Origin of the sequence: Fundidesulfovibrio soli (assembly GCF_022808695.1) — a bacterium.
In the GTDB taxonomy this organism is placed as follows: Bacteria; Desulfobacterota; Desulfovibrionia; order Desulfovibrionales; family Desulfovibrionaceae; genus Fundidesulfovibrio; species Fundidesulfovibrio soli.
On sequence record NZ_JAKZKW010000004.1, the window covers coordinates 119,145 to 132,545 of the forward strand.

Below are 13,401 nucleotides of genomic sequence, written 5' to 3' on the forward strand. Positions count from 1 at the left end.
AGAAGGCCCGCATGGCCGACACGATTCCCGTCTACACGATCTCCCTTGGCTGCCCCAAGAACCTGGTGGACACCGAGTTCCTGCTGGGCGGCCTGCCCGGGCGCGCCCGCCCGGTGGACCGTCCCGAGGACGCCGCCCTGGTGCTGGTGAACACCTGCGGCTTCATCCGCCCCGCTGTGGAGGAGTCCGTCTCCGAAATCCTCGACGCGGCCGAAGCCATCGCCAACCTCTCGCCCAGGCCGCTGCTGGCCGTGGCGGGCTGCCTGGTGAGCCGCTACGGCGGTGAGCTGGCCCAGTCCATGCCCGAGGTGGACCTCTGGCTCACCACCCACGAGCTGCCGGACTGGCCCGCCAAGATCGCCCTGGCCATGGGCCGGGCCGCCGCCGGGACCCCCGCGCGCATCCACTCCAGCCCGCCCGGGTACGCCTACCTCAAGGTCAGCGAGGGCTGCCGCCACAAGTGCCGCTTCTGCACCATCCCGTCCATCCGTGGCACGCTCAAGAGCACGCCCGTGGCCGAGCTGGCCCGCGAGGCCGAAAATATTCTCTCCACCGGCCGCAAGGAGCTCATCCTGGTGGCCCAGGACCTTACCGCCTTCGGGCACGACCTGGACCCCAAGCAGGACCTTCGCGCCCTGCTGGAGGCCCTGCTGCCCCTCTCCGGCCTGGAGCGGCTGCGCCTGCTCTACCTCTACCCCGCCGGGCTGACCCCTGAGCTGCTGGACTTCCTCAAGGACGCCGGGCCGCCCTTCGTGCCCTACTTCGACATCCCCCTGCAGCACGCCCACCCTGACATCCTGCGCTCCATGGGCCGCCCCTTCGCCAAGGACCCAAGGCGCGTCATCGACTTGGTGCGCTCCCGCTTCCCCGAGGCGGCCATCCGCACCAGCCTCATCGTGGGCTACCCGGGCGAGACGCGCACCCATTTCAACTTCCTGCTCAACTTCGTGCGGGAGGTGCGCTTCCAGCACCTGGGCGTGTTCGCCTATCAGCGGGAAGAGGGCACCCCGGCCGCGGCCATGCCCGGCCAGGTTGGCGCTAAGACCAGCCAGGGCCGCAAGGATGCAATCATGGCCGCGCAGGCCGAAATATCGGAGGAGTGGCTTTCCGGGTTCGAGAACATGAGTTTGGATGTGCTGGTGGACGCCCCCCACCCCGAGTGGCCCGGGCTGCACGTTGGGCGCACCTGGTTCCAGGCCCCGGAGATCGACGGCGTGACCTATGTTTCAGGGCCTGGGGTCAAGCCCGGAGCCATGGTCAAGGCCCTGATCGAGGAAGCCAAGACCTACGACTTGGTGGCCCTGGCCTGACAGCCGGGAAGAGCCTCCGGCGGCCAGAGGGTCTTCGACCCTCTGGACTCCCTTATAGTTTCGCGTCCTGATCGGCCCAGCTTCGCGTTAGATCCAGCCTTCGGCGGCGAGGCGCTCCACCAGCTCCCCGGCGTGCGCGGCAAGGAAATCCGGCCCTGTGTCGGCAAGAGTCCTTACGTCGGTCTCACCGCTGGCCACGGCCGCCGCGAAGGCACCCGCCCGGCGCGCGGTAAGCACGTCCAGCGGGTGGTCCCCCACCATCAGGGCCGCCTCCGGCCCCACGCCGAGCCCGCCGAGCGCGGCCAGCAGGTGCGCCGGGTCGGGCTTCACGGCGTCCACGTCCTCACGGGTGAGCAGCACGGAGAGATACTCCCCGGCGTCCGGGAACACTGTCGCCACCGAAGCGCGCGTGTTGCGCGTGATCACCGCCGGGGCCACACCCACCCGCCTGAGCGCCGTCAGAATGGGCCGGGTGAACCCGAACAGGCTCGTGCGCGATGCGGCCTCGGCCTCCATCTCCTCGATGATGGCGAGCGCCGCCCGTCTGAAGTGCCCCGCAGGGTCCGCTTCCATGCTCCCGGCCAGCCGCTCTATCCATTCCAGGGCGGGCAGATGGCCCGGCTCGGCCCTGCCGCAGGGGTAGCCAGCCCCCAGGTCCCCGATGCGCCGCTTCATGAGCGCGAAATCGAGCGCGGGCCTTGCCAGCGTCCCGTCGAAATCGAACACCACCGCGCGCAGGCGTGTCACCTTCTCCATCGTTGCCTCCCGCAGCGCAACCGGGTATCAGGAGGCCCTCCTGGGGGCAAGATGACACACTACGACGTTCTCATCGCCGGGGCCGGTCCCGCCGGGACGGCCGCCGCCGCCGTGCTCGCCCGCGCGGGCGCATCCGTTCTGCTGCTCGACCGCAAGACCTTCCCGCGCGACAAGCTCTGCGCCGGGCTCTTCACCTGGAAAACCGTGCGCACCCTGGGCCGCGTGTTCGGCGCCACGGCCGAGGAGCTGGTCGCGAACGGCGTCATCAACCACGTCAGCCACGAATACCGCATCCGCCACCGCGAGATGATCCTCTCCGGCGGGAAGCTGGTCTACCCCTTCCACTTCGTGGACCGCCGCGTGTTCGACGCCTGGTGCCTGGAGCAGGCCGTCGCCGCCGGAGCCGAGGTGGTGCAGGGCGAGGGCGTGGACTGGGTGGACCCCGCGCGCGGCCTGGTGCGCACTTCCGCCGGTCGGGAGCTGACCGCCGGGCACATCATAGGCGCGGACGGTGCCCTGAGCACCGTGCGCACCTTCTGCGGCATCGAACCGGAGCTGTGGCGCACCGAGCAGGGCATGGGCCTTGAGATCTACCTGGAGCGCGGCTGGATCAAGAAGCAGCCCAGACTGCATGAGGACATCCTGGCCGATTTCCCCACCATCTACTCCGGTTTCGTGCACGCCGGGTACGGCTGGGTCTTCCCGCACGCCGACCGGGTGATCCTGGGCATCGGCGGCCTGTACCGGGCCAACCGCGCGGGCGAGTTCCGCCACGCCCTGGCCGACTTTCTGAATTTCCTGGGCATCCCCGAAGGCCACGGCCTGCCCGTCAAGGGGCACCCCCTGCCCTACGGCAACTGGCTGGAGCGGCCTCACGCCGGTCGCGTGCTCCTGGCCGGTGATGCGGGCGGCATGGTGGAGCCCTTCTTCGGCGAAGGCATCCACTACGCCCTGCACACCGGGGAACTGGCGGCCAAGGCCGCGCTGGCCGCGAAGGGCGACGGCGCGTCGGCTGGCGCGCACTACGTGCGGGCGCTCAAGCGCACCGTATTCACGGAGCTGGCCTGGTCAAAGCATCTGCGCCGGCTGCTCTACTTCTTCGTGCGCAACGGGGCGCTGCTGCCCGTGCGCGGCTTCCTGGGCGGGGGCGGCACGAGGCTGCAGGAGATGGTGCACGGCATGCGCTCCTTCAAGCTGCTGCGCGACATCCGCGAACAGCACCCGGAGAGCTGAAGCAAGGCTCGTCTCCATACGCTGACTCGGTTGCGCGACGCGGTTAAGACGGCTCCTCCTGGTGCGGCGGTCGCGGGCAACTGCCCCCTGCGAGGTGCTGTGAGATGCCCCCAGCCCCGCTCTCATTCTGACAATCAAAAAAGAGCCGTGGTCCCCGGGACCACGGCTCTTCTTTTACATACGAAACTTGGTCTAGCGGATGAAGGCCTTGAACAGCACCGAGGAGGCCACCATGTTAGCCGCTGCCGAGCAGGCATCCAGGATGTCGGCGTCGCTGAAGCCCAGGGCGTGCAGGGCCTCCACCTCCTTTTGGGTGACCGAGGCGGGCTCGTCCACCACCTTGTGCACGAACCGCAATAGCTTCTCCTCCTCCTTGTCCAGCCCGGCGGCCGTGGGGTCGCACTCCAGCCTGCGGATGCGCTCGTCCTCCAGGCCCATGCGGCTGAGAATCCCACGGTTGAACACCTCGCAAGCCGTGTGACCCACCTTGGCCGCCACGCTGTAGCGCAGCGCGGTGAAGAACTCGGGCGAAAGCCGCTTGTGGTTGCGGAAATAATCGATCACCTGCAGGTGCCGCTCCATGAGACCCGGGCTTGCGCTCATGAGCTGCAGGGTTTTGGGCACGCCGATCTCCGGCGGGAACTTGGCGTACAGGTCGGCGATCAAGCCGGTGGCGGCTTCCGGGGCAACGGTTTCGAGCATGAACATGGGATGCCTCCTAGTATTAGACCGGTCGGTTAGTTGGTTCTCCAAAAACAAACGCTACACGAGCAGCCTGTCGAAAACAACGGACACGAAGCGCTCCAGCGCTTCGGGACCGGCGTCAGCCTTCATGCGCAGCAGCGACCCTTCCCAGGCGTCCACGATGAAGGCTGCCGTGGCTGCGGGGTCCAGCCCCTGGGGCAGCTGCCCTTCCCGGGCGGCCTCATCCAGCAGCGAACGGACCATGGCCGTGAGCCCGTCCAGGGCCTTGCGCAGCCGCTCCCGAAGGGGGGCGGAGAGAGAACTCATCTCCTGCGCGAGGCCGCCAATGGGGCAGCCCAGGGCGTAGCCCGAGTCCTCCTTCGGCTTCATCCGCGCCAGGAACAACGCCCGCAGTCGCTCAAGCGGCGGCACGGAGGCGTCTGCGAGCACAGGCTCCCAACCGGAGCGCACGGACTCGCAGTAGTGTTCCACAAGGGCCAGGCCCAGGGCTTCCTTGGAGGGGAAGTAGAAGTAGAAGGAGCCCTTGGGCACCTTGGCAGCTTCCACGATCTCCTTGATGCCGGTGGCGGTGTAGCCCTGCTTGTGGATCAGCTGCGCTGCTGCTTCGATGATCTCCTGGCGGGTGTCGCGCTTCATGCGGAGCTTAATAGACCGGTCGTCTATGCGGGTCAACATCTTTCCGCTTGAGAAAAGGAAACGGGCTCAGGCGTGCGCCGGAGCCCGCAAGGGTTCACCGAGAGGGCGTGATCGTCGCGTTAGCCGTTCAGGGCCTCGTAGACCTTGCCGACCATCTTCTCAGAGGGGGTCAGGGTCTTTCCGCCCGGGGTCCATTTGGCGGGGCAGGCCTCGGCCGGGTGGTCGATCAGGTAGAGGTTGGCCTCGATCTTGCGCTGGAGCTCGTCGGCGTTGCGCCCGACGTTGTAGAAGTTGACCTCGGAGGAGACCAGCACCCCGTCCGGGTTGATGATGAAGGTGCCGCGCAGGGCCAGGCCCGTATCATGGTCGTAGACGCCGAAGTAGCGAGAGATCTTGCCGGTGGGGTCTGCCACCATCTTGTAGCGGACGTTCTCCAGCAGGCGCTCGCTGCCCTTCCAGGCCATGTGCGTGAACTTGGTGTCCGTGGAGACGGAGAGCACCTCGACCCCGGCCTCTTTGAGCCCGGGATGCTTCACGGCCAGGTCAGCCAACTCGGTGGGGCAGACGAAGGTGAAGTCGGCCGGGTAGAAGAACAGCACGGTCCATTTCTTATCCGCCCGGAGCTTCTCCAGGCTGATCTCGCCGAAGAAGCCCTCCTCAGGGTCATACACCTCGGCGGTGAAGTCGGCCACGGGCTTGCCCACATGGGCGTGTTCGCAACCGGAGTGGCTATGTTCGTGGGAGTGGGTAGTGTTTTCGCAGCTCATGGGAGCCTCCTATGATGCTGTATGTTTAATAAGAATTGTTCTTATTCGGTTCGATCATACACATTTTCCCAGAAATTACATCCCCCGGAACCATTATTTTTCCTCAAGGATGAAATTTGTTCTGAACCGACCCCTTTTAGCCCGTTTTTGTCGGCATATTTCGTGAGTGTCGGCCCTGGGCTTGCGATCCCCATGAAAAAGGCCCCTCCGGCGCGAACCGGGGGGCCTTTGGAACCAATCAGCCAGTGATTCGACGCGAACCTAACGCCAGGCCCGCTTCTTGCCTGAGTAGCTGAAGATCTCGCGCATGGACTCCTGCTTCACCTCTTCCTGGGTGGAGGCCAGGGCCGCCTGGGCGGTGTTGCCGTAGGTGCGGTGCATCTCCAACTGGTAGGTGATGTGGCCCACATAGGGGGTGTCGTCGTAATCCACGCGCTTGACCTCGGTCTGCATGGTATCGATCAGGATCACCCCGTAGCTGGCCACGTAGCGCCCGTCCTCCTGCTTCACTTCCTTGCGGTCCTTGTGGGACTGGGAGAGCGCGGCGGACTTCTGCAGCCACTTGGCGGCGTAGTCGTGGAACTCCACCTTGATCTTCTCGTAGGTGGCGTCGTCATCCATCTTCACGGGCTTCTTCTTGCCCTTCTCCAGGGCCGTGGCGGACTCGATGCCGTACGGATCGGACTTGGAGCCCTTGCCCTTGCCCGCCTTGGGTTCGGCCGGCTCCTTGGAGACAGGCTCCTTGCCGGCGGCCAGAGGTGTGGGCGTAGCCGGGGCGGCGGTCTTGCCGGGGATGGTCAGCACCATGCCGGGCTTCACGTCCTTGGCGCTCTTGAGGTTGTTGCCCACGAGCACGATGGAGGCGGGCACGCCGTACTTCTTGGCGATGGCGGCCACGGTGTCGCCCTTCTTGACCGTGTGGGTCAACGGCGGGGGCGGCGGTGGCGGGGGCGGCGGTGTCGGCTCGGGCTTGATCTCGACCACAGGGGCTGGCTGGGGCTTTTCGCCCATCATCGAGCAGCCGGACAACGCCAGGCAGAAAGCCAAGGCAGGGACAATTATCTTGTTCATGGCGCTCCCTCCAAAAAAAAAGAACCAGGCGGAACCTAACGGCTCCGCCTGGTTTTGTCACGAGGCTAGATGGAGGTTAGTTCGACTTGAACTTGATCTCCACGCGGCGGTTCATCTTGCGGCCTTCGGCGGTCTTGTTGTCGTAGCGGGGGTTGGCCTTGCCGAAGCCGACGGCGGTGATGCGGCCAGCGTCCACGCCCTTCTTCACGAAGTAGGCCTTCACGGAGTTGGCGCGGCGCAGGGACAGAGCCATGTTGTACTTCTCGGAGCCCACGGAGTCGGTGTGGCCTTCGAGGATCACGGCCAGGTTGGGCTTGGACTTGATGATGGCGACGCCTTCGTCAAGAACGGGGATGAATTCCTTCTTGATGTTGTACTTGTCGAAGTCGAAGTAGATGGAGCGGAAGATCACCACTTCGTCGTCGATGAAGTCGTACAGGGCGCACTTCAGGAAGTTCTCGCGAGCGGTCTGGTTGCGCAGCACCTCTTCGCCCAGGGCGAAGCAGGAGCACTTGGACAGAGCGGCGATTTCCTTCAGGACCTGCTCGCCGTGCTTGTTGTCGGCGAAGCTGATGACGCTGAAGCAGATCTTGTCGCCGTACTTGGCCTGCATCTGCTTGGCCACGCCCACGGGATCGACGCCCAGGTTGGAGTCGCCGTCGGACAGGATGATGACGGCGGTCTTGCCGGACAGCCCACCGATGACCTTGTCGAGGTCGTTCAGGCCGACGCCCATGGGGGTCATGCGGCCATAGGCCTCATAGTTGGTGGACAGGGGAGCGATGGCCTTGTCCATGGCGGCCTTGTCGTAAGGAGCCATGCCCGCATACTGCTTGTAGGGGGCGAAGGTGTACAGGCCGGCCTTGTAAGGCAGGGCGGGGATGAGCTTGTTCAGCTCGACCACGGTGGACTTGGCCATCATGATCTTGGAGACACCGCCGAACTGGACATAGCGCTGACCCTTGTAGGAAAACGCCATGGAGCTCGAGTGGTCCACGAACAGGATGAAGTTGTCAACCTTGGGAACCATCTTCTTGGCAGCGGCCGGAAGAGCCGTGCCGACCAGGGCCATGATCAGCATGGCCACGATGATGCGCATTTTCTTCATGCCTAAGTCCTCCTTCCAAATCAAAGTGAATTGTCTCAAAAACTGAGCCACCCTCAGAGCCGTTAACACGCGCCGTCCTTCAACCCCGGGGCCCACCTGGGGGTTCCGGACGCGCCCGGACGGAAGAGGCGGCGCGTTTCCTCGCGATAACCATACAGAAAAACTCACCTGCGGGGCAAGCGGTTTTCCCTGTCGGCTCTCTTTCTAGAGCATTCATTAAAATTTGGCAAGAATTTGACTTCAATGCCCCGCGCTTTTATCAACATCCGCCTTCGAGGGCGCTCCAGCACACAAATTGAAATGTTATCCAGCGCTTGGGCCATCATGTCGTTCCTCGTGCACCGGGCTTTGCCTCAGAGGCCCGGCTGCGTTATCCTATCCTAACTTTATAAAAGGGAGCGACAATGCCCGACACATACGGTTTCACGCTGGTCACCGAACAGCGCATCGACGAATACGACATGCAGGCCAGGCTTTACCGGCATGAGCCCACCGGGGCGGAGCTGCTGTCCCTCTCCTGCGCGGACGACAACAAGGTCTTCGGCGTCACCTTCCGTACGCCCCCGGCCGACTCCACCGGGGTGCCCCACATCCTGGAGCACTCCGTACTCTGCGGCTCGCGGCGCTATCCCGTGAAGGAGCCGTTCGTCGAGCTGCTCAAGAGCTCGCTGCAGACCTTCCTCAACGCCTTCACCTACCCCGACAAGACCTGCTACCCCGTGGCCAGCGCCAACCTGGCCGACTTCTACAATCTGGTGGACGTCTACCTCGATGCGGTGTTCCACCCGCGCATCCCCGAGGAGATCTTCGGCCAGGAAGGCTGGCACCTCCACCCCGAGGCGGACGGCCTCGTGTTCAAGGGCGTCGTCTACAACGAGATGAAGGGAGTCTACTCCTCGCCCGAGAGCCTGCTGGGCGAGCTCTCCCAGCGCAGCGTCTTCCCGGACCAAGCATACGGGGTGGACTCCGGCGGCGACCCGGCCCACATCCCGGACCTGACCTACGCCCAATTCAAGGATTTCCACAGCCGCTACTACCACCCCTCCAACGCGCGCTTCTTCTTCTATGGAGACGACGACCCGCAGCGCCGCCTGGAGATCCTGGACGAATACCTGCGCGAGTACTCCCGCATCCAGGTGGATTCCGCCATCGCGCTCCAGCCCCGTTTCAGCGAGCCGCGCCGCGTGGAGGCCACCTACGCCTGCGCCGCCCCCCGCGAGGACGCCCCCCCGCCCAAGGCCTATTTCACCATCAACTGGCTGCTGCCCGAAGTGCGCGACATGGAGCTGGGCCTGGCCCTCGACGTGCTGGAGCACACGCTCATCGGCCTGCCCGGCTCTGCCCTGCGCCGGGCGCTCATCTCCTCCGGCCTGGGCGAGGACCTCTCCGGCGGCGGCCTCGAAGGCGAGCTGCGCCAGATGGTCTTCTCCATAGGGCTCAAGGGCGTCATGCCCGAGGACATCCCCAAGGCCGAAGCCCTGGTGCTGGACACCCTGCGCTCCATCCAGGAGCAGGGCGTGGCCCCCGAGGACGTGGAGGCCGCCCTGAACACCATCGAGTTCAGGCTGCGTGAGAACAACACCGGTTCCTTCCCGCGCGGGCTCTCGCTCATGCTGCGCTCGCTGACCACCTGGCTGCACGGCGGAGACCCCCTGGCCCCCATCCGCTTCCAGGCCCCTCTTGAATCCCTCAAGGCCCGCATCGCCTCGGGCGAGAAGGTCATCGAGAAGCTTCTTGCCGAACACCTCATCGAGAACACCCACCGCGCCCACGTGGTCCTGCTGCCCGACCCCGGCATGGCCCAGCGCCTGGTGGATGAGGAGAAGCTCCGCGTGGAGGCCGCACAGGCCGCGCTCACGCCAGAGGCACGGGCCCACGCCCTGGACCTCGCCCGGCGCATCCAGCTCTTCCAGGACACCCCGGACTCCCCCGAAGCCCTGGCCACCATCCCCAATCTGCACCTGGCCGACCTTCCCGCCCGCAACCGGGTCATCCCGGCCGAATGGCGCGCCCCCGACCTCTTCTTCCACGACCTGCCCACCAACGGCGTGGTCTACCTGGAGCTGGCCTTCGACATGGCCGGGACGCCCCGCGAGCTGCTGCCCCTGGTCCCGCTGTTCGGGCGCGCCCTGGTGGAATGCGGCACCGACCGCGAGGACTTCGCCCAGTTCCTGAACCGGGTGGCCCGCAAGACCGGCGGCATCGGGGCATCCGTCTCCCTGACCTCGGTGCGCGGGGCCGGGCCAGGCGAGGCGTCCTCCCGCATCGTGCTGGCGGGCAAGGCCACTCCCGACCGCGCGCCCGAGTTCCTCGAGCTCATGCGCGACGCCCTGACCCGCGCCAACTTCGACAACGAGGCCCGCTTCAAGGAGATGCTCCTGGAGGCCAAGGCCCGGGCCGAGCGCGGGCTGGTCACCTCCGGCCACGCCTACGCCGCGCGGCGGCTGCGTTCCCGCTTCGGCAGGGCCTCCCTGGCGGACGAACTGCTCTCCGGCCTCACCGGCATCGAGAGCCTGCGCGCATGGGCCGCCGACTTCGACGCCAGCTGGCCAAAACTGCGCGAGGGCCTGCACGAACTCCGCCGCCTCGTGCTCCGCTCCTCCGGGCTCCAGGCCAACGTCACCCTGGACGCCAGCCACTTCGGCGGGTTCGAGCCCGGGCTGCGCGCCATGATCGACACCCTGCCCCAGGGTGCTCCCACCGCCCCCGCAACGTGGGACGCCCCCGCCCTTCCCGCACGCGAAGGCCTTGCCGCCCCCGTGCAGGTGAACTACGTGGCCCAGGCCCGAAACCTGGCCGAGATCGGCTACGCGCCCCATGGCTCCATGCTGGTGGCCTGCCGCTACCTGCGCAACGCCTACCTCTGGGAGCGCGTGCGCGTGCGCGGCGGTGCCTACGGCGCGTTCTGCACCTTCGACCGCCACGCCAACCTGCTGACCATGCTCTCCTACCGGGACCCCAACATCGCCAAGACCCTTGAGGCCTTCGCCGAGGCCGGGGACTTCCTGGGCGGACTGGACGTCCCCGCCGAGGAGCTTGAACGCGCCGTGATCGGCACCGTGGGAGACCTGGACGCCTACATGCTGCCCGACGCCCAGGGCCACGTGGCCCTGGTGCGCCACTGGAGCCGCGACACCGAGGAGGCCCGCCAGGCCCTGCGCGAGGAGGTGATGGGCACCACCCTGGAGCAGCTGCGCCAGGCCGGCAAGGCCATCGCCGCCGGCATCGCCGGTGCGCCCGTGGTGGTGCTGGGCTCCAAGGAGAACCTGGAGCAGGCCCGCCAGGCCATGCCGGATATGGAGATCACCGCCGCGCTCTAGAAGGCGCGCCGGAAGATGACGATTAAACATAGGCCCGTCCGGCGATCTGCCGGACGGGCTTTTTTGCTGCGATCCTCGCTCCTCCCCAAACAAAAACCGCCCGGGCCGAAACCCGGGCGGTCGCGCAACACCACTCAAACGCAAAAAATCAGGCCTGGGGGCTCGCTTCGCCGCCCACGCAGACGGTGTTCTTCCCTGAATACTTGGCGTCGTAGAGGGCCATGTCCACTCGGCGTATGAGCTCCTGGCTGGTTTCGCCGGGGCAATGCTGGGCCACGCCCATGCTCACGGTCAGCTTGCGGCCGATGCCGAAGTCGTGCGCGGCCACGGCCTGGCTGAGCTTGCGTGAGCAGGTGAGCGCGCCCTCCAGCTCGGTCTGGGGCATGACGATCATGAACTCTTCCCCGCCGTAACGGCAGAGCACGTCCGTGACGCGCACCCAGGAACCCACCTTGCGGGCCAGCTCCACCAGCACCCTGTCACCTGCCTGGTGGCCGTAGGTGTCGTTGACGCTCTTGAAGTCGTCGATGTCGAGCATCGCCAGGCACAGGTCGCCGCCGTAGCGGAACACCCGATCGGTCTCCCTGGCCAGCTCGGCCTCGAAAGCTTGGCGGTTGCCCACGCCTGTGAGGAAATCCCGACCGGCCAGATGGAAGAAGCGCTCCCGCTCGGACTCTATGCGCGAGATGTCCGTAAAGGTAAGCAGATGGCGGTCCGCGGTGTCCATCCTCACCGAGTCCAGGCGCAGCAGCAGGCGCTTGGGCAGGGTCTTGTCCTCCTGGCCGTTGGCCGCCAGCACGAACTCGCGCCCCGGATGGCGCTTGAGCCAGCAATCGAAGCTCTGGGGCAGCGAGGTCAGCCCCGCGCCGTGGCGCAGCACCTGGGTGAAGTTGGAGCGCATGTAGAAGCCCACGTCCTCCCCTTCGGAGCAGGGCCGGGGCAGAATCCGCTGCGGGTCGTTGAAATAGAGCACGTTGGCGCCGTCGGTGAGCAGGTGGCAGTTGGGCACATTGGCCAGCAAGCCCTCGGAGAGGGCCCTGCGGTAGGCGTCATGCCTGCGCTTGCCGATGTCGAGCGAGGCCCGGCCGAGAGCCTGATGGATTTGTTCCAGGCGGTAGGGCTTCTTGACGAAGAGGTTGACGCCGAGTTCGATGGCGTCCAGGTAGCATTCCTCCGCGCCGAAGCCGGAGGCGACGATGATGAACGGGTCGCGGCCTTCGCCGCGCAGGGCGCGGATCATGTCCAGGCCGCTCATGCGGGGCATCCGCACGTCGGTGATGACCACGTCGGGGTTGTGCGCCCGGAAGGCCTCCAGCCCAGCCTCGCCGCAGTCGGCCTGGATGACCCGGCTGCAACAATGTTCAAGGGCCATGCAAAGCCCCGTCCTGCAGGAGGACTCGTCTTCAACGACAAGGACGCTCAGCTGGATTGGCGGCTGCTGGCTCATCGCACCCGATTGCTCCGCGCCTCATGCGACGGGACAACCCCGCCGCGACCGGCCGCAAGATGCAGCGACATAATATAGAGGACGCAAGCCCTGTCAACAGGACTCGGGGACGCAACAGGAGGATTTGGGAGGGAATTACTGCGCGCGAAGCTCCAAATCAGGCATCGCGGTATCGAATTTCTTGAAAAACGCGGCTCCAAGGCGGCCAAAGAACTCCTCAAGCCGCGACTGCTCCTTCTTGGGGCCTCGGATCACGGCGGGCTGCTTGGCAGTGATGGAGCTTAGCTTCTTGAGTTCCTCGAAGGCGTCCTCCTGGGTGCCCAGCTTGTCCACGAGGCCCAGGGACAGCCCGGCCGTACCGGTGACGGCCTTGCCCTGCAGGGCGTTGAGGGCCTCGGGAGTCAGCTTGCGGGCCTGGGCCACGTCGCCCACGAAGATGTCGTGCAGGTCGCCTATGAGGCCCTGCAGGTAGGCGCGGTCCTCCTCGGTGAGCGGGCGGAAGGGGGAGCCCGCGTCCTTGAGCTTGCCGGAGGTGAAGCTGTTGTACGTGAACCCCAGCTTCTCCGAGACTCCCTGAAGATTGGGGAAGCGGCTGAGCACGCCGATGGAGCCGGTGATGGAGCCGGGCAGCGCGTAGATGACCTTGGCCGGGCAGGCCGCGTAGTAGCCGCCGCTGGCCGCCACCGAGCCGATGGAGACCACCACGGGCTTCTTCTCGGCCAGTTTCTTCACCGCGTAGTACAGCTCCTGGGAGGGGCCGTAGGCGCCGCCGCCGGAGTTCACCCGCAGGAGCACCCCGCGCACGGCCGAGTCCTCCCGCAGCTTGCGCAGGAAGCGCACCATGCGCGCCGAGTCGTCGATGGTGCCTTCCAGGGTGGCCACGCCGAGCTTTTCGGAGTGGCTGGAGAACAGGGAGCCGCCCTCCCCCTCGTCGTTCTGGGAATAGGAAGAAAAAAGAGCCATGGCCCCCGCTGTGAGGGCCATGGCTGCGAAAAGAACCCCGAACACGAACAGAACCGGGTGGCGCCGTCTGAATCCGGGTTTTTGG

General features: G+C 66.0%; 11 protein-coding genes. 3 read left to right on the forward strand and 8 right to left on the reverse strand.

Features of this window, described 5'->3' with window-relative positions:
• Window positions 1-11: 11 nt before the first annotated feature.
• The gene (gene rimO / locus MLE18_RS06765; RefSeq protein ID WP_243368572.1) at window positions 12-1,310 is read left to right on the forward strand and encodes a 30S ribosomal protein S12 methylthiotransferase RimO; all 1,299 of its coding nucleotides are present in this window, start codon (window positions 12-14) and stop codon (window positions 1,308-1,310) included.
• Between the two features lie 87 nt (window positions 1,311-1,397).
• On the opposite strand, the gene MLE18_RS06770 is transcribed toward rimO, so the two are convergent.
• Complete coding sequence (locus MLE18_RS06770) at window positions 1,398-2,066, reverse strand: HAD family hydrolase (RefSeq protein WP_243368574.1); 669 nt, start codon at window positions 2,064-2,066, stop codon at window positions 1,398-1,400.
• A gap of 51 nt (window positions 2,067-2,117) precedes the next feature.
• Here MLE18_RS06770 and MLE18_RS06775 point away from each other — a divergent pair, with 51 nt between their 5' ends.
• Window positions 2,118-3,299, forward strand: a complete 1,182-nt coding sequence (locus tag MLE18_RS06775; protein ID WP_243368576.1) for a geranylgeranyl reductase family protein — start codon at window positions 2,118-2,120, stop codon at window positions 3,297-3,299.
• 192 nt (window positions 3,300-3,491) lie between these two features.
• Here the strand turns inward: MLE18_RS06775 and MLE18_RS06780 are convergent, their stop codons facing one another.
• From MLE18_RS06780 to MLE18_RS06800, 5 genes are all read right to left on the reverse strand, one after another.
• Window positions 3,492-4,007 carry a carboxymuconolactone decarboxylase family protein gene (locus MLE18_RS06780; RefSeq protein ID WP_243368578.1) on the reverse strand — a complete coding sequence of 172 codons (516 nt, stop codon included), beginning with the start codon at window positions 4,005-4,007 and terminating at the stop codon, window positions 3,492-3,494.
• A 54-nt stretch (window positions 4,008-4,061) separates the two neighbouring features.
• Window positions 4,062-4,640 (reverse strand): TetR/AcrR family transcriptional regulator, encoded by a 579-nt coding sequence (locus MLE18_RS06785; RefSeq protein WP_243368580.1) that lies wholly within the window; start codon window positions 4,638-4,640, stop codon window positions 4,062-4,064.
• A gap of 119 nt (window positions 4,641-4,759) precedes the next feature.
• Window positions 4,760-5,407, reverse strand: coding sequence for a peroxiredoxin (locus MLE18_RS06790; RefSeq protein WP_243368581.1), 648 nt, complete (start codon window positions 5,405-5,407; stop codon window positions 4,760-4,762).
• 261 nt (window positions 5,408-5,668) lie between these two features.
• A complete protein-coding gene (locus MLE18_RS06795) occupies window positions 5,669-6,478 on the reverse strand; it encodes a LysM peptidoglycan-binding domain-containing protein (protein WP_243368583.1) in 810 nt (269 codons plus the stop codon).
• Window positions 6,479-6,554: 76 nt separating this feature from the next.
• Complete coding sequence (locus tag MLE18_RS06800; RefSeq protein ID WP_243368584.1) at window positions 6,555-7,586, reverse strand: OmpA family protein; 1,032 nt, start codon at window positions 7,584-7,586, stop codon at window positions 6,555-6,557.
• A gap of 404 nt (window positions 7,587-7,990) precedes the next feature.
• Between MLE18_RS06800 and MLE18_RS06805 the strand changes: the two genes are divergently transcribed.
• Window positions 7,991-10,906, forward strand: a complete 2,916-nt coding sequence (locus MLE18_RS06805) for an insulinase family protein (RefSeq protein WP_243368586.1) — start codon at window positions 7,991-7,993, stop codon at window positions 10,904-10,906.
• A gap of 148 nt (window positions 10,907-11,054) precedes the next feature.
• Here MLE18_RS06805 and MLE18_RS06810 read toward each other — a convergent pair whose 3' ends face one another.
• Both MLE18_RS06810 and sppA read right to left on the reverse strand, forming a co-directional pair.
• Complete coding sequence (locus MLE18_RS06810; protein WP_272881516.1) at window positions 11,055-12,353, reverse strand: diguanylate cyclase; 1,299 nt, start codon at window positions 12,351-12,353, stop codon at window positions 11,055-11,057.
• A 135-nt stretch (window positions 12,354-12,488) separates the two neighbouring features.
• A complete protein-coding gene (sppA, locus tag MLE18_RS06815; protein ID WP_243368590.1) occupies window positions 12,489-13,316 on the reverse strand; it encodes a signal peptide peptidase SppA in 828 nt (275 codons plus the stop codon).
• Window positions 13,317-13,401: the final 85 nt, after the last annotated feature.